The sequence below is a fragment of the bacterium genome, assembly GCA_035454885.1.
Classification (GTDB): domain Bacteria; phylum UBA10199; class UBA10199; order JACPAL01.
Window position 1 is genome coordinate 16,107 of the sequence record DATIGE010000005.1, and the last position, 21,253, is coordinate 37,359.

Genomic DNA, 21,253 nt, shown 5'->3' on the forward strand with positions numbered 1-21,253 from the left:
TTCTTCACGAGCGGACCAAGATGGCTTTGAGCTTGTCCTGCCGGTAGTCGAAGAGCTTCTTCAGGTCGGGCGCGATGAGAAAACGGTTCACAAACTCGCCCCCCAAGACGGCGTATTTCACGATATCCTCGCAGACGGTCCCGTCCCGTTCCTCGCGAAAACGATGTTCGTGCCGCCACAGGCGGTACGGCCCTTTCTTCTGCTCGTCCACGAATCCGTAGGGCGGATCCCATTCCGTGATCTCGCTCACCCAGGTAACGGGAATGCCCCGGATCTTGAGCTTGTGCTTGATGCATGCGCCTTCCACCATCGGTTCGGGCCGTTTCATGCTCCCGATCTTCAGCCACTTGGGCGTGATGCGCTCGAGGTTACGGGCGTCGGAAAAAAACGAAAAGACCTCGTCCAGGGGTTTGGGCACCCAGAGGGAGCGGCGAAGGGTGAAGGTCTTCATCGCGATCTTCCTTTTGCCCGACAATCCCGCGAATGTAAAGATTCTAGGAACCGGACCTAATGCAGGGTCCCGCCGGGTCTGGGCAGGATTCTCGGCCGTGGCGGCGACGGCGGAGCCGCCCGATCCTTTTTGAGAGCGATGGCCCCGTAAATGGCGCCCGCCGCGAGCCCGACGGCCAGACCGATGTAATGCGTCCGGTAGCTCACGTTGGATTGAAACTGGGACGGGATGAACATCACGAGTCCAAACCCGACCACGCGCATGAGCTTGTTCGTCCAACGCAGATGCGTCTCGGCCTTGAAGTACAAACTGAGCCAGAGCCCGAAGAGGACGTAGAGCAGACCCGACGCCCCCAACAGGTTCGCCTCGTCCGGATACGTCTTGAGCGAGAGTGCCTGGGTCGCCGTCCCCAGCACGAGCCCCAGCCAGGGGAAGACCCGCCAACCAAAATAGCTGGTGAGAAGCCCCCCGAACGGGATCAAGAAGAGAAGATTGGAGAGCAGGTGTTCGATATCGGAGTGGAGCAGCATGCTCGTGAAGAGCCTCCACCATTCGCCCCCGGAAAAGATCTTTTCGGGATTCCCGATCCAGTCCGCCTTGAAGCCGGAATCATTCCATGCCGCGACGCTCGCCGCCGCCGCCATCAGCGCGAACACAACGCCCGGCCAAAATGCCCTCCGCGACGGACGCTCCGACAGAAAGCTGTGCGACGGCCTCGCGATCGGCTCTTGAACTTCTTCAAGAAGCCCCTCGGGGTCCAAATCCTCCGGATCAAAGTCGTCGCCTCGATCGTTCACGGTTTTTGAAAACTCCCTCGTTCATAGTAACCCGTCAAGAGTTCGTCTTTTTCCTCAAAGACGCGAATGAGCCATCGGGAGAGACCGTCGTCCTCCGGGGGAAGATCGGCGATCGGGAATCGCCTCACATGCACGTGCACGCGACGGACGTCCCCGCGAATCCACTGCCAAATCGTGGGAACGCCCTCCACGTAACCGATCGTGAGGTCATAAACGGCGGCCACGTGGCCGCGAAGCGATCGAACGGAGGCCACGAGACCCTTCGTCCGCGGGATCAACACGTGTTCCGGAGGTCTGAGACCGCTTTCCTGGGCGTACTTCCGGCTCTGGGCGAGCTTGGGGGGCCGGACGCGCGTCCCTTCCACGAAAGAGACGAGCCAGATCGGAATGGAATGGCTCAGGATTTTTTGGAAGACGCGCAAAACGTAGTTTCTATCCTCGGTCCAGTCCCTCTTGATGAAAAGACAGTCCAAGAAGAGCATGCCCCAGCCGATGCCCGGCACGTACTTGACGACGTCCTTCACGAACCACTTGAGATCGCCGAGCCGACCCTTGTCCTTTGCGAAGGCCAGGACCACGGGGATGTCCGTCATGGATTGATGATTGAGAATGATCACGGCGTTTTCATCGCGCGGGACGTCGTCTCCGGTGAGCACGAGCCTCGTCCCGTAAAAATACTCGGAGAGAAGGACGCAAAATCCCCACCACGTGTCGGCCGCCCATGAATTGAACCGCCGAAAGGCTTGATGGGAAAACGGCCTCAGGACGAGGCTCAGTATCTGAAGGCCGTTGAAGACGATGATCGTGACGCCGAGAAAGACGGAGCCCAGGGCCCCCTGAAGGGTTCCCATGACAAGGGAGATCCCGCGCCGGCGGTTGACCAGGGGGCCAAGGGGCATCGAGGGCCTATGACATGAAGGTTCCCGGGACGCCACGACTTTGAGGCCGCATTCTCTTGAATACGGAAAGTCCGCCAAGAACGGTCCCTTGCGTTGACTCTCCGCGCGGGAGGTTTAGACTGCCGGCTAGAGAGTTATTTATGCAATCCATTCCCTGGGGAGTCGTTTCGATGATCGTCCTCTTCGCGATCCTGGCCGTACCCTTTCTTTCATCGAAAGACTCTTCCTCGTTTCCGCCCAAGGAGCTCAAGACCCGGACCCGCGGCGTCGGGCCTCGCTGATATCCTGCCTCGATGAAGGTCTTGATTGCACAGGAAGTGATCCGCGAACGAGTCCGCGAGATCGGCAGTCTCATCTCGAAGGAATACGATGGCAAAGACCTCGTCGTCGTCGGCGTCCTCAAGGGCGCCTTCGTCTTCATGGCGGACCTGATCCGGGCCATTTCCGTCCCGCTCCACTGCGAATTTCTGCACGTCTCGAGCTACGAAAAGAATAGGTCGACCGGCAACGTCCGCATCGACTTCGATCTCACCCAATCGGTCGCCGGAAAGCATGTTCTCCTGGTGGAGGACATCGTCGATACCGGCCGGACGCTCAGATTCCTTCTCGATCACCTCAAATCCAAGAAGCCGGCCTCGGTGACGGTGTGCTCTTTGCTCTATAAGGAAATCGACCCGGCGATCCGCCCTCTCATCGATTATCTGGGGTTCACGATCCCGAAAGAGTACGTCGTCGGCTACGGAATGGATGACGGTGGGATGCTGCGGTCCCTGCCTGATATCCGAATTGTTCAGAAGGGGCCAGCGTAGCGCGGTCCCTTCGCTAGAAGGGATAATCCCTAAGAACTTCAATCTCCTCCGCCGTAGAGACCCGGCCGAGCATCTCGTTCCGGTCGGGGAATCTCCCGAAGCGCGCGATCATGTCGCGGTGAAGCTCCGCGTACCGCCGGAAATTCTCGAACGTGGGCTTCCAGTCGGGGGAGACCTCATTCACCAGACGCGTGAAGAGCTCGACTCCGCGGTTCTGTACCGCCAGTTCCTCCGAATGCTCGTAGGGCAGATACAGAAAGGCCCGCTCCAAGGGCGGCACATCCCGGTCTTGCCCGGCCGACACCGTCGCGAACGCGATCTCGCGCGCCAAAGGGTCGAACCAAATGCCGCGCGGCTGGTCGCGGTAGATGTTGCGCGGGAACTGGTCGAAGAGGACCACGAGCGCCAGCTTTCCGCGCGCGGTCTTCATCCATTCTTCATGATCCCCAAGGGCCGCCTTCAGGAGGTCCTTTTCGAATCGCTTTCGGATCTCCGCGTCGATCTCCGGGGTGCCGGCGAACCAGAGACGCATCCGGTGGTCGACATAGGGACGGATGTCCTCGGCCCTGACGGGGATGTTGCCGAACCAAAAGTGCAGGACGTCTTCCAGGGAGTGCTTGCTCATCGCGCGGTTCACTCTTCCTTGTCCATCGGCGTGATCGCCACCGTGCAACGGCCGATGGCGATCATCTTCCTGTCCTCGTCGTAGACCTTCACGTCCCACACATGCGTGCGCCGTCCCCGATGGACGGGCACGCCGACGGCCTCGACGTACCCTTCCTTCTTGCCGCGAAGGTGATTGCAATTGACCTCGATGCCGACGGGCATCGTCCCTTTCGGGCATTGAATGGCGCTCCCGAGCGAGGCCACGGTCTCGACCAAAGCCGCCGTCGCGCCGCCGTGCAGGAGACCCGCCGGCTGGCGGGAGGCGTCCGTCACCCTCATGCGGATCACCATCCGCTCGGGCGTAATCTCGATCGGTTCCATACTCAGCGCCTCGCCCATGGTTTTTTCAAACCGGTAAGGAAGCTCCTTGGTCATGTCGTGCGCTCCAGGTATTTTTCGATTTGTCCCAGCGTCATCGCCGTGATGACGTCCGACTTGGTCATCCATGCCTTTCGGGCGATTCCCACGCCGTACTTGTAATACCTGATCTCGTTCAGCGCGTGCGCGTCGGGATTGATGGACACCTTGACGCCCTTGTCCTTGGCGTACGGACCGAGTCTCCAGTCGAGATCGAACCGATATGGATGGGCGTTGATTTCAATCGCCTTGCCCTGACCGCCGGCGACGTCGATCACCTTCTTCATGTCGACCCGGTATGCCTCGCGGGACAGCAGCAGCCGCCCCGTCGCGTGCCCCAGCATGGTCGTGAATTTGTTCTTCAGCGCCTTGACGATCCGCGCCGTCATCTCCTTCTCCGGCATCGTGAAGGACGAATGGACCGAAGCGATCACAAAATCGAAGCGCTCCAGAAGGTCGTCCCGGTAATCAAGCGATCCGTCGGCGAGGATGTCCGACTCGATGCCCCAAAAAATCCGGATCTTGAACTTCTTGCGGAGCTTGTCGATCTCCTTTTCCTGTTTCAACACCCGTTCCGGATCCATTCCGTGGGCATACTTGGCCGTCTGGCTGTGGTCCGAGATGCCGACGTATTCGAGGCCTTCGTTTTCCGCCTCCGCGATCATTTCCTCCAAGGTCGCGGTCCCGTCGCTCCAGTTGGAGTGGACATGAAAGACGCCGCGAATGTCCTTTTCCTCCACCAATCGCGGAATCTTGTGCCTCTCGGCCGCCTCGATCTCCCCCTGGGCCTCGCGAAGTTCCGGAGGGATGTAGTCAAGATCGAGCGTCCGGAAGATCCCCTCTTCCGACTCGCAGGGGATCCGCGTCTCTTTTCCGCCCTTTTCCTCCTTGAAGAGCCCGTACTCATTGAGCTTCATCGCCATCGATTGGGCGCGCTGGCGCATGAGGATGTTGTGCTCCTTGGAGCCGGTGAAGTAATGAAGGGCGAACGGGAATTCGTTCGCGGCGATGACGCGAAGATCGACCTGAAGCCCGTTCTCCTTGAGACTCACCGAACTCTTGGTCTCGCCCTTCGACAAGACCGTCTCCACCTCCGGCATCCGGGTAAAGTAGTCCATCACTCCCCCCGGGGCCTTGGAACTGACCAGGATATCGACGTCGCCGATCGTCTCGCGGCATCGGCGAAGGCTCCCCGCGATCTCACACTTTTGAACGTCCTTTCTCTTCCTCAACTTTGAAACGATCCCCTGCGCGGCGGTCCATGCCTCATCGTAGAGGTGCCGCTCCGAATACTTTTTGGCGTGTTCGATGCCTTCCAGGATCTTCTGGGCGCTCTTCTCGCCAAAGCCTTCCACCTGGGCGACCTTGCCATCCCGGCAAGCCTTCTCGAGTTTTTCCACCGTATCGACCTTGAGATGTTCGTAGAGCGACCTGGCCTTTTTGGGGCCCAGGCCCGGGATGCGGATCATTTCCAGGAGGCCGTGCGGGATCTTTTTTTTGAGATCTTCGTAGTACTTGAGACGTCCTTCATTGACCAGGATCGTGATCTTTTCGCGGATGTGCTCCCCGATGCCCGGCAACTCGCCCAGTTTGCCCGACGCAATAAGGTCTTCGATCGCTTCCGAGCGGCCCTCGAGGCTTCGCGCGGCGTTTTGGTAGGCCCGGACCTTGAAGGGATTCTCCCCGGTCAGCTCCAGGAGTTCGGAGATTTCGTAGAGGACGGCGACGACGTCGGTTCTGGTCACGATGAAGCCTCCCAAAAATCAATGTCCGAATCGTACCCTTGGTGTGAGGTCCTAAATTTTAGTGTATTCGGCGGTTTTCACAAGATGATCTTGCCCCCTTGCCGTGGCGTTTCCCTTATGCTTTCCTTCCCTGGAACAGACAAACGAGCAGGAGGTCACGAATCATGAGCGGTCTTCTCAAGTCCAAAAAGGCGATGGTCACCGGCGCGGCCCTGATCCTGGTCGCAGGGACCCTTTTCGCCGTCCGTCATTCGATTTTCCGGGAAGAAAAGCCGGCCCCGGCCAAGGCAGAGGCCAAGGCGGGGCCACGCGAACGGCTGCCGCTGCCCCCGCCGGCCTTCAACGAGACGTGGGACTGGTCCCAAAAGGCCGAGCCGAAAGCCCCCGCGCGCGTCTCCAACGCCTCGATCCCCAAGGACACCCTGTCTTCGCTCCGGAAGGCGCTCGCGGGGATGGGACAATGGAAGGGCAAGGACCGGTCCAAGGACAAGAGCCAAAGGCCGGATAAGGCGGAAAAGGAAGAAATCTCGAAAAAAATCAAGGAGCTCCGTCGCGAAGTGAGCCCCCTCCTGCGCGAATCGGAGGTGGCGCGGCAAGAGCTCCTGGCGGCCATCAAGGAGGAGAGCGATCCGTACGTCAAAAAAGAGCTCGCCCGGCTCCTGAACGTCGCTGACGCCGAGTCCCAGTCCAAGTATTACGCCGAGCTCGCCCAAGACCGGTCCCCCGACAACCAAAAGGTGGCGGTGGAGATGCTGGGCAACCTGCGCACCCCGGACGCCCTGACCCGCCTGACCGACATGGCCGAAAGCCCCTCGATCGACGCGGAGGTCCGGTCGGAGGCGGTCATGGGGATCGGGAGGTCGGTCACGTTCGCCGCCGGGGACGAAAAGTACCAGGCGGAAGGGCGCCAGACCCTGCTGGAACTGACCCAAGGGAAGTTCGAGCCCGAGATCCGCGAAAAGGCCTACCGGGCGATCGCCATGCAGCCCTCGTTGACCGCGGAGGACGAGGCCTTCCTCGCGAAGGCGATCGAGCAGGAATCGGACCCCAAGGTGAAGAGAATCGCCGAATTCACGCAGAGCGTCATCGAGGCACGCCAGCGGTCCGCGCAGCACTGAAGCGCCTCAAATCGTCCACCGCCCCCGTCAGACCCTCGACGCTCAGCGGATACATCTTGAACAACTTCGCGATGGCCTGAATCGTGGGGTGATAACTCCAAGTCCTCTCGGGTTCCGGATTGAGCCACACGGACCGCGCAAAGTGCCGCCGGATCCGCTTCAACCATTCGATGCCGGGAGTGTCGTTGTGGTCGAAGTAGTCGATCATCCCGCCCACGGCGAACAGCTCGTACGGACTCATGCAGGCGTCCCCCACGAAGATGACGTGAAAGGTCTCCCGGAACCTCCGGAACAGCTCCTCGGTGGGGATCGTCTTCCGCTGCTCCATGTCGGTGTAGACCTTCGAATAAATGCAGTTGTGAAAGTAAAAATGATGGAAGGCCTTGAAGTGCGTCGAGGCGTTCGCGGCGGAAAACAGGTTTTCGCAGAGGCGCGCGTACGGGTCCATGCTGCCGCCGACGTCCATCAGCAACAGCAGCTCGGTTTGGTTCTTGCGCGGCGGCTCGATCACAAGTTCGATCTCTCCGGCGTTCTTGCATGTCCTGTCGATCGTCTTGTCGATATTGAGTTCTTCTTGGAGGCCGACTCGATCGAGCCGGCGGAGACGTTTGAGCGCCACGTTCAATTGGCGCGTATCCAAGACCCGGTCGTGGCGGTAATTGGCGAATCGCCTCTCCTCCGCAACCTTCACGGCCGACCGCCCTCCGCCGGGCCCGCCGATCCGGATTCCCGATGGATGCGCGCCGGAATGCCCGAACGGCGAGGTCCCGCCGGTGCCGATCCAATAGTTCCCGCCGTGATGCTGTTCCAGCTGCTCTTTCAGGCGCTCCAAGAAACGCCGTCGAAGCTCCTCCAAGTCGAGCTTCCCGGCATCCGGAGGCAGTTCGGGGCGCTGCGAGGGATCGATGAAACGGTTGAGCCAGTCGAAGATCTCCTTCTTGATGTCGGCGTCGCCCGCGCGCTCGCCGAAGCACATGAGGAAGGCCTGATCGAAGAGGTCGTAGAGGGCCTCGGATTTGACGAGAATCGAGCGGGCCAGGTAGTAAAAGCGCGTCAGCGAGGCCTCGTGCAGGTCCTTGGCGAGCGCCTCCATCAGGTAGAGCCACTCCTGGGTCCCGACCGGGACCTTCAACGCGCGAAGTGTATAGAAGAACGCGAGGAACACCCGAAATCCTGCTCTTTCTTCAGAAGGACGCCCAGGAGGGGGACCTCCTCCTGCAGGGACTTGGCGTCGACGCCGAGGGCCAGGAGGGCGTGCAGCCAGTCGATCAGCTCGGAAGTGGACGGCTTCTTGGCGAGGCTCGGACGCGCCCGCACCTCGTAAAATTTCTTGATGGCCTCATCCACGATCTTCTTCTCCAAATCGGGAAAATGGACCTTCACAATCTTCCGCATCATGGCTTCATCGGGGAACTCGATGAAATGAAAGACGCAGCGACGCAGGAACGCATCCGGCAATTCCTTTTCGGAGTTGGACGTGATGACGACCATTGGCCTTTGCCTGGCGACGATCTCCTCCTTCGTCTCCGGAATAGAGAACCTCATCTCGTCGAGTTCGGCCAACAAGTCGTTTGGGAACTCCAGGTCGGCCTTGTCGATCTCGTCGATCAGGACGACGACGGGCTCGTCTGCCGTGAAGGCTTCCCCGAGTTTCCCCAGCTTGATGTAGTGCTTGATGTTGCCGACGTCCCCGCCGCCAAAGCGGCTGTCGTTCAACCTCTGGACCGTGTCGTAGATGTAGAGGCCTTCCACCGCCTTCGTCGTCGACTTGATGTTCCAGCGGAGCAGCGGACGGCCGATCGACTTGGCGATGGACTGGGCGAGGAGCGTCTTGCCCGTCCCCGGCTCTCCCTTCAGGAGCAGCGGACGGCCGATGGACAGGGCCACGTTCACGACCTCTTGGAGTTCGTCGGAGGCGACGTAATCGTCCGTTCCTCGATAATTCACTTTGTTTTTCACGATGAAAACCCTCACAAAATAAAGTATGAATCGTACCTATCGGTATGATGTTTTTCTACAATAAGGCCCGCGAAAGATGCAAACGACGATTCAAACCGTCAGCTTCAAGACCCTGGGCTGCCGACTCAACCAGGCGGAAACCGACGCCCTGGAAGTCCGGCTTCGAGAGCGAGGCTACCGGGTCCGCAAGTTCGGAGAGCCGGTCGACCTGACCGTCATCAACACTTGCACGGTGACGGGCGACGCCGACCGGGACAGCCGCTACGCCATCCGGCAGGCCGTCAAGAAATCGCAAGGCGGACGGGTCGTCGTGACCGGTTGTTACGCGCAGATGAGCCCGGAGGCGGTGCGCACGATCGACGGCGTCGACCTGGTTCTCGGCAATCACGAAAAGTACCGGCTAATCGAATTTCTGGATCACGTCCGCGACGGCAAGCTCAAAGAGCCGATCGCCTTCCTCACCCACGGTCGGGGCGGCGCGATATGGTCGGAAGAGAGCCTTGTCTCTTCAGGCGCCAGCGCATCCAGGACGCGAGCATCTCTGAAGATCCAGGACGGCTGCGATTACGTCTGTTCTTTCTGTATCATCCCTTTCGCGCGCGGTCGCGCGCGGAGCCGGCCACAGGAAGACGTTCTAAAGGAGGCCGACGCATTCATCGACCGAGGCTTTCGCGAAATCGTCCTCACCGGCGTCAATATCGGCACTTACTATGACCGGACTTCGAATGCCCGCTTCGCGGACCTTCTTGACAAGCTGTCGACTTTGAAAGGGCAATTCCGCCTCCGCATCAGTTCGATCGAACCGAACACGGTGACGACCCGTGTCCTCAGGCTCATGGCGGAACGCGAAAAGATCTGCCCTCATCTGCACATGCCCATCCAGTCGGGGTCGGATCCGATCTTGGCCGTCATGCGAAGAAAATACCGCCGCGCCCGCCTTGAACGCCTGGCGAATGAATTTCACAAGTTGATGCCGGAGGGAGCGCTGGGCACCGATGTCGTTGTGGGATTTCCGGGTGAGACCGATCGGGACTTCCGCGGAACGCGTCGCCTCGTCCAAGACGCCGCATTCTCATACTTGCACGTCTTTCCTTTCAGCGCCCGCGCGGGAACGGCGGCATCCAAGCTGTCAGCATCGGTTCCTCCCGAGGTCGTCCATGACCGCGCAAGCGACCTTCGAACTCTCTCTTCGGATCTATGGACCTCATTTGCCCGCCGTTTTGAGGGTCATCGGATGCCGGTCCTTTTTGAGGATTCGAAAGAAGATCTCTGTCAAGAGGGCCTGACTCCCAATTATCTTCGTGTCCGGGTCAGCACACATAAGGACCTGCGGGGTCAAGTCTGGCCGATAAGATTGGGTGCCCTGGAAGATGCCAGTCCTTTGATGACCGGCGTCTTACCCGAAATGAACGATTGAGGACGAGATCAAAAATATCATTAATTTAGTATAAATATATCAGAGTTATAATAATTTATATGTTTTTAGAACGATCCTATGAGTCACTACGATCCTGTTTTATATGACCATATGTTTATCCAAATGAGACCATTTCTGATGAAAAGTTTTCGCCTGCAATCTTATAAATATAATTAAAAACAATATGTTATATTCATTCCCACCTCGAGCCAGTTGATCCATTCCAAAAAGTCTTTTCATACAGTGTTACTTTAGGTATACAAAGCTATCTTCATATGTCTCCGACATTACCCGGAATTTTGAGCATCGGGTCATCGCAACTGTCGTCTTACATAAGTGCCTGGGCGGGCCTGCGGCTCCATCAGGTGGACGCCGACCCCCTCCTCCTGGATCCCACTCGGATTGAGGTCACCGGCCGTTGCCATGGCGACGCCCTACGCTTCCGGCTGGCCAATGCCTATCTCCATCGGGGTTACCGGCATGAGGCGGCCCTTTTTGACGCCTTGGGGGTCAATCGGGACGACTTGAAAACGGCCCTCCGCTCGGGTGTGCCCTTTCGGGCGTGGTTTTTTGAACGCCGTCAGAACTTGCCCTGGATGAACGAGAACCCGGATCACGGAACACTGGTGGTCGACGAGCTGTTTCAATTGCGACGCTCCCTCGAACCGACGGCGCATCGAACGGATTTATGGCAGGAGGCCGATTTCAGTCATATGCCGTCCGGAATGGTGCAACACTTCGCCTGGCTGCGGCACCTGTTTTCCACCCGCGTCCGTCTCGCTCAAGATGCCGATTTTTTTCCGGCGCTCATGTCCATCAATACCTACTTCGGCCATGACAAAAGAGAGATCTTCGAAGCGATCGGGCTCGATGAGTCTCTGCGTCGCTTCTTCCACATCAGAACCCCGCTCCCGCTCGCGAGGAGCGCGTGACCGCGACTTCCACTTTACCCGCCGCCCTCAATGTGGGCTCGGCCCAACTATTCAGCTACGTTCAAACATGGGCCAACGCCCGCTACCATCAATTCGACACCAACCCCATGGCCGAGGATCTCACACGGATCGACGTCACGCGCGTAGCCGATCTCGATCGCGTCCGTCTCCGGATCACGAACAATTACCTGCAAGGCGGCAACAATCACTACAGACGCTTACTGGACCTCTTGGGCGTAGAGGAAGGCTCTCAGAAGGAGGCGTGGGCGGGCGGCGTCGGATACACGGCTTGGTTTTGGCAAGAACAGCACCGATTGCCCTGGTATCATGTCGATCGCAAGCGGGCCGATTGGGTTATCGACGACCTCTTTCAGTTGAACCGGTGCCTCGAACAGACCGCCGTCCGCATCAAGTCCTGGGAAAAGGGCGGTCTCCGACGCATCCCTCCCGGGACGGAAGAACATTTCCTTTGGCTGCGCCGTCTCCTCACGAGCCGCGCCCGCCTGGCCCGCGAAGCCCTCGGCATTAAATGGGACGCCGTGAGTGAGATGCGCGCAAGTCAGATGTCTCTCAGCGTTTTCTTCGACGAGGATAAGCGAAAGCTGTTCGGGGTCGCGGGCATCAGGGCCTCTTTGGAGGAATTCTTCAGGATCCGAACCCCGATTCCCTTGGCGCGCTCGGCGTAATCCATGATCCTTCGGCCCTACCAAGGCAAGTCCCCCAAGATCGATCCGACCGCCTTCATCGCGGAAAACGCCGTGATCATCGGCGACGTCGAGATCGGCGCGCGCGCGAGCGTCTGGTACAACTGCGTGATCCGCGGCGACGTCAATTTCATCCGCATCGGCGAGGAGACAAGCATCCAGGACGGGACCGTCGTCCACGCGGAGACCGTGCAGGGACCGACGCTCATCGGCCGGCGCGTGACCGTCGGTCACAACGCCATCATCCACGGCTGCGTGATCGAGGATGAATGCCTGATCGGGATGGGGGCGATCGTCTTGAGCTATTCGAAGATCGGAAAGGGATCCCTCATCGCCGCCGGGGCCTTGGTGACGGAACACGAAATCGTCCCGCCGGGGACGATCATGGTGGGAGTCCCCGCCAAGCCGCGGGGCCAGGTCACGCCGGAGATGGCCCAGCGGGCCTCGATCGGGTGTGATCATTATCTCGAATTGGCCGAACAGTACCGGAAAGGCTAGCCCCGCTTCCCGCGGGAGGGCGTCGACAGCCTCGGAAGGGCTTCCGACAGCGCTCGCTACGGCTCGTAATGGAAGCTAGAACCGCACGTTGTTCGCGTCGCCGATCATCCGGTTGTACTGATCCACGAACGATTGGGCCTCGCTCCGCGGGTCCTTGCCTTCATCCAAAGCACGCCGCAGGAACTTGGCGGCCGTGTTGAACTCCTTGGCGGAGCTTAAGAACGCGCTGCCCCAAAAGGCCTTGTCCAACTCCTCCTTGTGGGCCGCGGCGTAGTCGTCGAGGGTCTGGAAGTTCTTTTCCACCTCGAGGCATTTCGGCGAATAGACGTCCTTGGCGACGATCGGTCCCTGGCCGGACGTGTTGAGCGTCTTGAGGAGTTCCCGCGCTCCCAGCATCAATTTCAGCGTGTGGAGACGGAAGCTCTGTCCCTGCTGCTCCAACCTGGCGATCTCGCGGCGGTCGGCCTCGGCCTTGAGTTTATCCACTCCATCGCCCAGGACCTTGGCCGACGCAAAGCATCGCTCGAACGTTGAGATCAACTGCGGATGCATCTCCTTGCCCTTGGCGCAGGCATCGTCCTTAAAGTCCTGCTGGTCGTAGTAATCGGACGCCTTCTTCACGAGAGGAATCAGCTCCGCATTGCACTTGGCGAGGTCCGCCGAGGCCTTTTCCAGATCGGGGAGGCTGGGAGCGCCTTCCGCCCCGCGCTTGGCGGCCTGGTTACACTTCTCGATCGAGTCATCGTAGAGCGAATAGAGGCCGTAGGTGATGTAACGCTCGTTGCAGTTCGGTCCCGCGGCCTTGCTCACCCAGGAGAGATACCGGTTGTAGCTGTCTTCCGCGCGCGGCTGGGAGCGGTTGATGCACTCGACGTATCCGTTGAGCTCATCCCTCATATCGCGATCCGGATCCTCGGAGGCCTTGAGAACGGCGGGGGCCTCGGGGGTTGCCACTCCCGGCTGGGAGGGCGGCGTCCCGGACTTCAGATCCGGAATCTTCTCACCGATCTTTTCCTCGATCGTTTTCTTGACGGCCCCCTGCACCATCTCGGCGGCCTTCCGGTCGAGTTCGTTCAATTTTCCACAACCGGAGGCGACGACGGAGATGATGATTGAAACGGTTAAGATCGATTCTTTCACGGTTCCCCCTTTATGCCGCGAAGCTAGCCCCGTTTCCCGCGGGACAGCGCTCGCTACGGCTCGTCGTGGTAGCTAGTCGTCCGTCGTACAGCCTTCAGACGCCGAAGATACGTTTTTGATGAATTTTCTCAAGGTCCCTTTCGCCGCCTTGAACGGCGGCGCCTTCCAGGTCTTCAAACGCTCGGAAATCACGGCCTCCGGGGCGTTCACAGTGAGAACACGCTTTTCGGCGTCGATGGTGATCTCGTCCCCATCCTGCAAAATTGCGATGACGCCGCCCTCCTGGGCCTCCGGCGTGACGTGGCCGACGACGAAACCGTGCGTCCCGCCCGAAAACCGCCCGTCGGTGATGAGGGCCACGTCCTTGCCGAGACCCAGTCCCATAACGACGGCGGTCACCTTCAGCATCTCGCTCATCCCCGGCCCGCCCTTGGGGCCTTCGTAGCGGATGACGATGACCTCGCCCTTCCGAATTTTCTTGGCTTCCAACGCGGCGATCGCGTCCTCCTCGCTGTCGAAGACCTTGGCCTTTCCGGTGAACGAAAGACCTTCCTTGCCCGTGATCTTCGCGACGGCCCCGCCCCTGGCGAGGTTGCCGTAGAGGATCTGGATGTGGCCGGACTTTTTGATGGGGTCCGAGAGCGGGGCGATCACCTTTTGGCCCGAGGAGAGCCCCGGCAACGATTCCAAATTCTCGGCCAAGGTCTTGCCGGTGATGGTGAGACAATCGCCGTGCAGAAGTCCCGCCTTGAGCAGCAGCTTCTGAACCGCCGGCACCCCGCCGACGTTGCAGAGGTCCTCCATCACGTACTTTCCGGACGGCTTGAGGTCGGCAAGGAAGGGCACCTTGTCGCTGATCCTTTGGAAGTCGTCGATGACGAGCTTGACCCCCACGGCCTTGGCCATGGCGATCAAATGCAAGACCGCGTTGGTGGATCCGCCGAGGGCCATGACGATCGTCATCGCGTTCTCGAAGGCCTTCCGCGTCATGATGTCCCGCGGCTTGATGTCCCTTTCCAAGAGATTTCGGATCGCCGCGCCCACGTTTTTGCATTCCTCGAGCTTGCCCTTGTGAACGGCCGGGTGAGAGGAGCTGTAGGGCAGCGACATTCCGAGCGTCTCGATCGCCGAGGCCATCGTGTTCGCCGTGTACATCCCCCCGCAGGCGCCCGCCCCCGGGCAGGCGTTCTGCAGGACGCCCTTGAACTCTTTCTCGTCGATCTTGCCTCCCACGAACTGGCCGAGCGCCTCGAAGGCGCTGACGATGTCGAGGGTCTTGTCCTTGTAATGGCCGGGCTGGATCGTTCCGCCGTAAATCATGATGCTGGGGCGGTTGATGCGCCCCATGGCGATGACCGACCCCGGCATGTTCTTGTCGCAGCCGACGACGGAGATATTCGCGTCGTACCAATGGGCGTTCATGACGGTCTCGATGGAATCCGCGATGATCTCGCGGCTCTGCAACGAATAGTTCATCCCGTCGGTGCCCATCGAGATGCCGTCGGAGACGCCGATCGCATGAAAGACGAGACCGACCAATCCCGCGTCTTTACAACTCTGCTTCGCGATCTTCGCGAGTTCGTTTAGGTGCATGTTGCAGGGGTTGCCGTCGTAGCCGGTGGAGGCGATGCCGATGAAGGGCTTGTGCAGGTCTTCTTCCTTAAGGCCCAGGGCGTAGAGCATGGCCTGGGAGGCCGGCTGATCGCGGTCCTCCGTGATACGGGCGCTGAAGGCGTTGAGCTTGCGTGTCACGATGAAGACCTCCCGCGGCGGAACTTTGCCCAATTCCGGACGGAAATCAAGAAAGGAGGTTTTTCAGATAAGCGGCGACATAAGCGCGGCGCGACTCATGGACAAAGGGTTCCCACGCGGCATGGACCTCCGCGAGAAACCGGCGATGGAGATCGGAGGCCTGATTTTGCCGGATGTCGTCGCGCACGTAGAAAAAGGCGCCTGTGACAAGGTCATCGGTCGCGCCTCTTGGCAATTCCTTGTCGGACAGAAAATCCATCATGGGATCGACGAAGGGAAGTCCCCTCAACTCCGGCGGCAAGCCTCGAACCGCCTCGTAGAGGCCGGCCGCCATGGTCCGGAGCGGCACCGGGAGCGTCGCTACGAGGACGGCGTGGTAGACGTCATGCTTGGCGAAGATGAATGGATGCACCAGACACCCCGCATGCGACAGGTAGATGAGATCCGTCGGCAAGGCGATCGCCTGACGCCCCTCCAAGTGCTCACGATTGAAGTCGTCCCGGGGCATTTCTCCGAGCGCATAGCTCCATTCCGCACTCCCGCCGGCGCCGAAGGAGGCCATCCTCCCAAGACGGTTGGCTTCGCCCTCGAGAAAACCGAGGGTTGGAATACGTACGGTTGCCTCGTCCCGCGCTTCCTCATAGAGGGCGTACGGAAGGTTCAGGAATCTCCCGATCGCTTGAAGGCGGTCCGAGAAGAAAATCGTCGGAGACTTCAGGAACGTGGCTCGGCAGCGAAATTCGAGGATCCCGTCTTGGGCGTCGTAACCGACGGAAGAGCCGGGAACGGCCGTGAAAAAGTCCAGGGCGAGCGTCTGCCAAAGAAAATCCGCAGCCCTTCCCGCGGGAATCGCTCCCAGGCGGGCGGCATCGAGGGCCCCCCCGACGGTTTTCCGGAGATCCTCGGACAAGAGCGAGGCGGCCAGCCCCTGTCTCGCTCCCATCAGGAACGGACGATGCCTCTCATTGGCCGTGAACCAGGGGGATGGGCCAATCACGGAAGATCCGGCGATTGAGGTCGAATCCGTCGCTAACCCTTCGAAGAGAAGGGCCGTCATCGGCAAAAAAGTCGCTCTTTGGATAGGATTCATAACGGCATCGTCCCGCGTCATTTCCCTTATCGGCCGCAGTCATGACAAGTTGTTTGCCCACAAGGATGGTCACAAAGAAATCCAAACAGTTACATCTTGTGTTTATTCTGTAACCATCGACGATCGGACTTGTTAAATCAATAAATGATATCAACTACTTATATTTGGCTCATCGCTTGCAAATAGACTCAGCCATGGGCATTCGAGGCGCCAGCATCAAGCTCAGCGACGGGACCCAAGTCACGGTGGAATCGTCCGACGACGACTTCACGGGCGAGTTGGACGCCCGCGACCGGAAAAAGCTCGTCCGGGAACTGATCCGCAAGATCCGCGACGATTACGACGGACCGGTCGAGCTCGCGCGCGGCGCCCGCATCGTCATGTATGAAAGCGCGGATCATGCACGTGCGTCGTTGAAGTCCTCCTTCTGGGATTTGTTTCGTCCAGGCGTCAAACGATACGAAGAGATTTATATGGATCCGTCCGCAACCCGTCTGCTGGAAAGCGGGTCCGCCCTCCTCTACGGCAAGTCTCCGGATACGGCGACGCCCGAAAACTTCTTCACTCAACGACTTCCAAAACTCCTGAAGGATCACGCCGGGGACTTCGCGTCACTCCAGGGAACCTTCAAAATCAACATCGAGGGTGAGGGAGGTTCCAGCGAAACCTGGTTCGTTAAATTCCCCGATGGGATCATCGATCGCGCCATGCCCGGCGTGACGCCCGACTGCACCATCTCCCTCTCGGAGTCCGCCGCCCGAAAGGCGTTCTCGGGCGACTTGGATCCCCTCTCGTATGTCTTCGACAAACCCTCTTTTCAGGGAAACTGGAACTTGGCCAAGAGACTGGCAAGTCTCCTGAAAGGACGCATGACCTAGGCCCTCTTCACCGCCGCGTTCCAGCGTTCGAACTGAAAGGCCACCTGCTTCTTCGGCATGAGCGGCAGGAAGGTCTTGTCTTCCCTCCAATGCGACGAAATCTCCTTCTCGTCCTTCCAGAGGCCGACCGCAAGCCCTGCCAGGAAGGCGGCGCCCAGGCCCGTCGTCTCGATCATCTTGGGACGCACGAGCTTGACGCCTAAGATGTCCGATTGGAACTGCATCAGCAAGTTGTTGACGCAGGCCCCGCCGTCGACCCTCAAGACCTTGAGCTTCATCCCCACGTCCTTCTGCATCGCGTCCACGATGTCTTTTTGCAGGAAGGCGATGCCCTCGAGGCAAGCGCGGGCGATGTGGGCGGCGGTCGTCCCACGGGTCAGCCCGGAGATCGTCCCGCGCGCGTCGGGGTTCCAATGCGGGGCGCCCAGCCCGACAAAGGCCGGGACGAACACAACCCCGGCCGAATCGGCGACGGTTGAGGCGAGAGCCTCAATCTCCGAAGATCTGTGAATGATCTTGAGCCCGTCCCGGAGCCACTGGACGGCCGCGCCCGCGATGAAGGCGCTGCCTTCGATGGCGTAGGAAACCTGCCCGTTGAGCTTCCACGCCACGGTCGTCAACATCCCGAACTTCGAGTGAACGATCTTCTTGCCCGTGTTCATCACGAGAAAAGAGCCCGTCCCGTAGGTGCACTTGGCCTCTCCCGCCGAGAAGCAGGCCTGGCCGAAGAGTGCCGCCTGTTGGTCGCCCGCGATCCCCGCCACGGGGATTCCGTCCGGGAGCCCGTCGACGCCGGAGGTGTGGCCGTAGACCTCGGAGGACGATTGAATGAGCGGCAGGATCGACGCGGGGATGCGGAAGATCTGGAGCAATTCCCTGTCCCATTCGAGCGTCTTCAGGTTCATCAGGAGTGTCCGCGAGGCGTTGGAGACGTCCGTCACGTGCACCTTGCCGCCGGTGAGCCTCCAGGTCAGAAACGTGTCGATCGTGCCGAAGGCGAGCTCCCCATTCGTCGCGCGCTGGCGGGCGCCGGGGACGTGGTCCAACAACCAGGCGATCTTCGTCCCGGAGAAATAGGCGTCGAGCACCAATCCCGTCTTGCCCTTGATCTTGGGCTCCAGCTTCCTCTTCTTGAGTTTTTCGCAGAGGGGCGCGGTGCGGCGGTCCTGCCAGACGATGGCCTTGTGGATGGGCTGGCCCGTCGTGCGGTCCCACACGACCGTCGTCTCCCGCTGGTTGGTGATGCCGATCGCCGCGATGCGGCCGGGATCGACGTCCGCGGCGCGGACGGCCTCTTCGATCGTTTTCACCGTGCTCGCCCAGATCTCCTCCGGATCGTGCTCGACCCAGCCGGGCTGGGGGTAGTGTTGGGGAAACTCGTTGTTGACCTTGGCGAGGATGTTGATGTCGCGGTCGACCAGGAGGACCGTCGTCCCCGTCGTTCCCTGGTCGATCGCCATGACGATGTCTTTCACCTTGTGCCTCCGAAGAAATTGATGACCTCGCGCGCGACGAGGTCCTTCTCGTAATCCAGGGTCAATACGTGATTGGATCTCTCGAGCGTGACGGTCCGAACCGTCTTCGAACCGAGATGTTTTTCCAAATACGCCACACTCGCATAGGGCGCGGTGGTATCACGCGGGGAATGGACGATCAAGGCCGGAGCCGTCACGGACCCAAGCCGCGGGCGTACGTCATCTTGAAGGCGCAAGATCTCCATCACGCCCGCGACCGGCATCCAAAAGTAGCTCTCGAACACCTTCCGCCCTTCCGGATCGCCGATGGCGGGCCCCAGAAGCTTCGGTTGATAGGCGTACAGGTGCCGGAGCGGCGACGTTGCGATGAACGGCAACAGCCGGTTGAGAACAAATCCCTCGAAGAGAATCGGGGTCGCGAGCAGGGCCAGGCGCCGGACGCGGCGTTCGGAGGCAAGCTTCAAGGCAAGCAATCCCCCGAGGGATTGGCCGGCCACGCACACATCGTCCGTCTTCTTCTCCAGCGCCCCATACGCCGCGAGAACGCCCTGGTACCACTGGCGCCAGGTCGTCCGGCGGAGGTCCCGGGCGCTCGTCCCGTGACCGGCCAGGAGCGGCGCCTCGACGAGGAAACCCGTTTCCTCGAGGGGCCGGCGCAACGAATCCAGACAGGCGGGCGTGGCCGTAAAGCCGTGAATGAGTAGGACGCCGCGAGGCATGGTGGGCGGGAGAATAGCCGGGAATTACAGGTCAGACCATGAAATTCATTTAACCAATCTGACCAGTATTAATCAGGCATTGGCCTGATTAATAGCTTTTGACAAGAATTCATCGGAAAAGCTAAGTCCGCCACCGCACCCTACGGGTGCGATTCAGGGCATTGTGATGTATTGGAGGTTCTGAAACGTGCATCTCGAGGAAATCTGTCTGCCGATCAAGAAGGACCTGGCCGACGTGGAGGCCGTCATCCAGCGTCATACGGCCTCGACGGTGGCCTACGTCACCTCCATCGCCGAGTACGTCATCAAAAACGGCGGCAAGAGGCTTCGCCCCATGCTCTGTCTCTTTTCCTCGCGGCTCGCGGGCGCCTCGGGGCCGAAGGTGACCGACTGCGCCGCGGCCATGGAGTTCTTTCACACGGCGACGCTCATGCACGACGACGTCATCGACAATGCCAAGCTCCGCCGCGGCAAGTCTTCGGCCAACAACAAGTGGGGCAACCAGGTCGCCGTCCTCGTGGGAGACTTTTTCTACTGCCAGGCCTCGGCGCTCCTCGTTGGGACGGGCAATTTGAAGATCATTCACTTGGTCACCAAGGCCATGCTCTCCACCACCGAAGGCGAAATTTTGGAGATCGCCAAGTCAAACGATCTCGGCACGAGCGAGGAGGATTACCTCAAGATCGTCACCGACAAGACGGCCGTCCTCATGGCCACGGCCTGCGCCATCGGCGGCATTTTGGGGAACGTCTCGGAGGAGTACGTCGCGGCCCTGGGCGAATACGGACGGAGCCTCGGCGTGGCGTTCCAGTTGGCCGACGACGTGCTGGACTACGTCTCCGACGACGATTTCGGCAAAACGCAAGGCACCGACCTGCGCGAGGGGAAACTCACGCTCCCCCTGATCACCGCCCTCCGGCATTGCAGCAACGACGAGAGGCGCCATATCAAGGACGTGCTCATCGCCGAAAACCTGGACGACGCCCGTCTCCGGGACGTCATCGGCATCATCAACCGCTACGGTGGCATCGAGAACACCTTGAACTTCGCACGTTCCTACGTCCAAAAGGCCAAGGACGCCCTCCACCCTTTCAAGCCCAGCATGGAAAAAGAGGCCCTCCTCGCGCTGGCCTCGTACGTGATCGACCGGAAACAGTAACGCCCCCGTCCGATTTTCCGAACCCCTTTCCCGTCCGCCACGCTTGAAAAACCCTGGCACGCGTCTTGCTCCTACGCCTGTCGGTCTCACCGCGGGGGGCCAAAACAATCGTAGGAGATCGTATGAAAGAATCGATCACATTGAAGGACGTCTTCACCATCGTGGATCGTCCGCAGAACACGCCGGAGGGGAAGGACCGCTGGACCAAGGTCGGCATCGGATTCGTCAATCGGGACAATTCGATCAACGTCGTCCTGGACGCGATTCCTTTGAACGGCCGACTGCAGATCCGCGACCGGAAGGCATTCCCTCAAAAAACCCAACAACCGTCCGAATCATAGGAGATGTTATGAAAAAGCTATTCTCGTTCCTGGCCGTCCTCACCGTCCTCGTGCCCTTGATCGCGTCCGCCTCCGGCGGAAAGAAGGCCCCGGACCACAGCATCAACCTCAACACGGCCTCCGCCGAAGAACTGATGCAGCTTCCCGGCATCGGCAAGTCCAAGGCCGACGCGATCGTGACCTACCGCCAGGCCCATCCATTCAAGGCCGTGTCGGAGCTGACGGAAGTCAAGGGCATCGGCCCCAAGATGCTCGAAAAACTCCAACCGCACGTGACGGTGGACGGTTCGGCTCCCGCCGCCGCAAAGCCGACGGCGTCGGCCGCGACGGTTCGATAGCTGTTGCCA

At 59.9% G+C, this 21,253-nt stretch carries 24 protein-coding genes; 11 read left to right on the forward strand and 13 right to left on the reverse strand.

The features are described 5' to 3' along the window. Positions 1-4 precede the first annotated feature (4 nt). From VLJ37_01415 to VLJ37_01425, 3 genes are read right to left on the reverse strand one after another with little or no spacing between them, the layout of a single operon-like run. Positions 5-451 carry an SRPBCC family protein gene (locus VLJ37_01415; protein ID HSA58327.1) on the reverse strand — a complete coding sequence of 149 codons (447 nt, stop codon included), beginning with the start codon at positions 449-451 and terminating at the stop codon, positions 5-7. Between the two features lie 56 nt (positions 452-507). After that, a complete protein-coding gene (locus tag VLJ37_01420) occupies positions 508-1,248 on the reverse strand; it encodes a rhomboid family intramembrane serine protease (GenBank protein HSA58328.1) in 741 nt (246 codons plus the stop codon). After that, the gene (locus VLJ37_01425) at positions 1,245-2,147 is read right to left on the reverse strand and encodes a 1-acyl-sn-glycerol-3-phosphate acyltransferase (GenBank protein HSA58329.1); all 903 of its coding nucleotides are present in this window, start codon (positions 2,145-2,147) and stop codon (positions 1,245-1,247) included. The genes VLJ37_01420 and VLJ37_01425 overlap by 4 nt, the downstream gene beginning before the upstream one ends. A gap of 140 nt (positions 2,148-2,287) precedes the next feature. On the opposite strand from VLJ37_01425, the gene VLJ37_01430 reads away from it, so the two are divergent. Together VLJ37_01430 and hpt are read left to right on the forward strand one after the other, a co-directional pair. Next, the gene (locus VLJ37_01430; protein ID HSA58330.1) at positions 2,288-2,428 is read left to right on the forward strand and encodes a hypothetical protein; all 141 of its coding nucleotides are present in this window, start codon (positions 2,288-2,290) and stop codon (positions 2,426-2,428) included. A 12-nt stretch (positions 2,429-2,440) separates the two neighbouring features. Continuing rightward, positions 2,441-2,956, forward strand: a complete 516-nt coding sequence (hpt, locus tag VLJ37_01435; GenBank protein HSA58331.1) for a hypoxanthine phosphoribosyltransferase — start codon at positions 2,441-2,443, stop codon at positions 2,954-2,956. 13 nt (positions 2,957-2,969) lie between these two features. Here hpt and VLJ37_01440 read toward each other — a convergent pair whose 3' ends face one another. Genes VLJ37_01440 through polX form a run of 3 tightly spaced genes read right to left on the reverse strand, consistent with a single transcriptional unit; the run spans position 2,970 to position 5,724 of the window. Next, positions 2,970-3,581, reverse strand: coding sequence for a DUF924 family protein (locus VLJ37_01440; GenBank protein HSA58332.1), 612 nt, complete (start codon positions 3,579-3,581; stop codon positions 2,970-2,972). Positions 3,582-3,589: 8 nt separating this feature from the next. After that, positions 3,590-3,997: a PaaI family thioesterase gene (locus tag VLJ37_01445; GenBank protein ID HSA58333.1), complete on the reverse strand. Its 408-nt coding sequence runs from the start codon at positions 3,995-3,997 to the stop codon at positions 3,590-3,592. Further along, positions 3,994-5,724, reverse strand: a complete 1,731-nt coding sequence (gene polX / locus VLJ37_01450) for a DNA polymerase/3'-5' exonuclease PolX (protein ID HSA58334.1) — start codon at positions 5,722-5,724, stop codon at positions 3,994-3,996. The genes VLJ37_01445 and polX overlap by 4 nt, the downstream gene beginning before the upstream one ends. Before the next feature lie 164 nt (positions 5,725-5,888). Here polX and VLJ37_01455 point away from each other — a divergent pair, with 164 nt between their 5' ends. Continuing rightward, a complete protein-coding gene (locus VLJ37_01455) occupies positions 5,889-6,842 on the forward strand; it encodes a HEAT repeat domain-containing protein (GenBank protein HSA58335.1) in 954 nt (317 codons plus the stop codon). On the opposite strand, the gene VLJ37_01460 is transcribed toward VLJ37_01455, so the two are convergent. Next, a complete protein-coding gene (locus VLJ37_01460) occupies positions 6,808-8,007 on the reverse strand; it encodes a VWA domain-containing protein (GenBank protein ID HSA58336.1) in 1,200 nt (399 codons plus the stop codon). The genes VLJ37_01455 and VLJ37_01460 overlap by 35 nt on opposite strands. Further along, on the reverse strand, positions 7,971-8,801 hold the full coding sequence (locus VLJ37_01465) for a MoxR family ATPase (protein HSA58337.1): 831 nt from the start codon (positions 8,799-8,801) through the stop codon (positions 7,971-7,973). The genes VLJ37_01460 and VLJ37_01465 overlap by 37 nt, the downstream gene beginning before the upstream one ends. A gap of 76 nt (positions 8,802-8,877) precedes the next feature. On the opposite strand from VLJ37_01465, the gene mtaB reads away from it, so the two are divergent. From mtaB to VLJ37_01485, 4 genes are all read left to right on the forward strand, one after another. Continuing rightward, positions 8,878-10,218 carry a tRNA (N(6)-L-threonylcarbamoyladenosine(37)-C(2))-methylthiotransferase MtaB gene (gene mtaB / locus VLJ37_01470; protein ID HSA58338.1) on the forward strand — a complete coding sequence of 447 codons (1,341 nt, stop codon included), beginning with the start codon at positions 8,878-8,880 and terminating at the stop codon, positions 10,216-10,218. Between the two features lie 275 nt (positions 10,219-10,493). Next, a complete protein-coding gene (locus tag VLJ37_01475; protein HSA58339.1) occupies positions 10,494-11,150 on the forward strand; it encodes a hypothetical protein in 657 nt (218 codons plus the stop codon). After that, positions 11,147-11,836 carry a hypothetical protein gene (locus tag VLJ37_01480; protein ID HSA58340.1) on the forward strand — a complete coding sequence of 230 codons (690 nt, stop codon included), beginning with the start codon at positions 11,147-11,149 and terminating at the stop codon, positions 11,834-11,836. The genes VLJ37_01475 and VLJ37_01480 overlap by 4 nt, the downstream gene beginning before the upstream one ends. Before the next feature lie 3 nt (positions 11,837-11,839). Continuing rightward, on the forward strand, positions 11,840-12,352 hold the full coding sequence (locus VLJ37_01485; protein HSA58341.1) for a gamma carbonic anhydrase family protein: 513 nt from the start codon (positions 11,840-11,842) through the stop codon (positions 12,350-12,352). A 75-nt stretch (positions 12,353-12,427) separates the two neighbouring features. Here VLJ37_01485 and VLJ37_01490 read toward each other — a convergent pair whose 3' ends face one another. The 3 genes from VLJ37_01490 to VLJ37_01500 form a co-directional block, all read right to left on the reverse strand. Then, the gene (locus VLJ37_01490; GenBank protein ID HSA58342.1) at positions 12,428-13,492 is read right to left on the reverse strand and encodes a DUF3829 domain-containing protein; all 1,065 of its coding nucleotides are present in this window, start codon (positions 13,490-13,492) and stop codon (positions 12,428-12,430) included. 72 nt (positions 13,493-13,564) lie between these two features. Continuing rightward, positions 13,565-15,244 (reverse strand): dihydroxy-acid dehydratase, encoded by a 1,680-nt coding sequence (gene ilvD, locus VLJ37_01495; protein HSA58343.1) that lies wholly within the window; start codon positions 15,242-15,244, stop codon positions 13,565-13,567. Positions 15,245-15,290: 46 nt separating this feature from the next. Further along, positions 15,291-16,301: a hypothetical protein gene (locus tag VLJ37_01500; GenBank protein HSA58344.1), complete on the reverse strand. Its 1,011-nt coding sequence runs from the start codon at positions 16,299-16,301 to the stop codon at positions 15,291-15,293. Between the two features lie 227 nt (positions 16,302-16,528). On the opposite strand from VLJ37_01500, the gene VLJ37_01505 reads away from it, so the two are divergent. Further along, positions 16,529-17,212 carry an SCP2 sterol-binding domain-containing protein gene (locus VLJ37_01505; protein HSA58345.1) on the forward strand — a complete coding sequence of 228 codons (684 nt, stop codon included), beginning with the start codon at positions 16,529-16,531 and terminating at the stop codon, positions 17,210-17,212. On the opposite strand, the gene glpK is transcribed toward VLJ37_01505, so the two are convergent. Together glpK and VLJ37_01515 are read right to left on the reverse strand one after the other, a co-directional pair. After that, positions 17,209-18,672: a glycerol kinase GlpK gene (gene glpK, locus VLJ37_01510; GenBank protein HSA58346.1), complete on the reverse strand. Its 1,464-nt coding sequence runs from the start codon at positions 18,670-18,672 to the stop codon at positions 17,209-17,211. The two genes, VLJ37_01505 and glpK, sit on opposite strands and share 4 nt — an antisense overlap. Before the next feature lie 11 nt (positions 18,673-18,683). Then, complete coding sequence (locus tag VLJ37_01515) at positions 18,684-19,406, reverse strand: alpha/beta fold hydrolase (protein ID HSA58347.1); 723 nt, start codon at positions 19,404-19,406, stop codon at positions 18,684-18,686. Positions 19,407-19,593: 187 nt separating this feature from the next. Here VLJ37_01515 and VLJ37_01520 point away from each other — a divergent pair, with 187 nt between their 5' ends. The 3 genes from VLJ37_01520 (at position 19,594) to VLJ37_01530 (ending at position 21,244) form a co-directional block, all read left to right on the forward strand. Further along, positions 19,594-20,565: a polyprenyl synthetase family protein gene (locus VLJ37_01520; GenBank protein HSA58348.1), complete on the forward strand. Its 972-nt coding sequence runs from the start codon at positions 19,594-19,596 to the stop codon at positions 20,563-20,565. Between the two features lie 122 nt (positions 20,566-20,687). Then, positions 20,688-20,906, forward strand: a complete 219-nt coding sequence (locus tag VLJ37_01525; protein HSA58349.1) for a hypothetical protein — start codon at positions 20,688-20,690, stop codon at positions 20,904-20,906. 8 nt (positions 20,907-20,914) lie between these two features. After that, positions 20,915-21,244 (forward strand): helix-hairpin-helix domain-containing protein, encoded by a 330-nt coding sequence (locus tag VLJ37_01530; GenBank protein HSA58350.1) that lies wholly within the window; start codon positions 20,915-20,917, stop codon positions 21,242-21,244. The last annotated feature ends 9 nt before the right edge of the window (positions 21,245-21,253 follow it).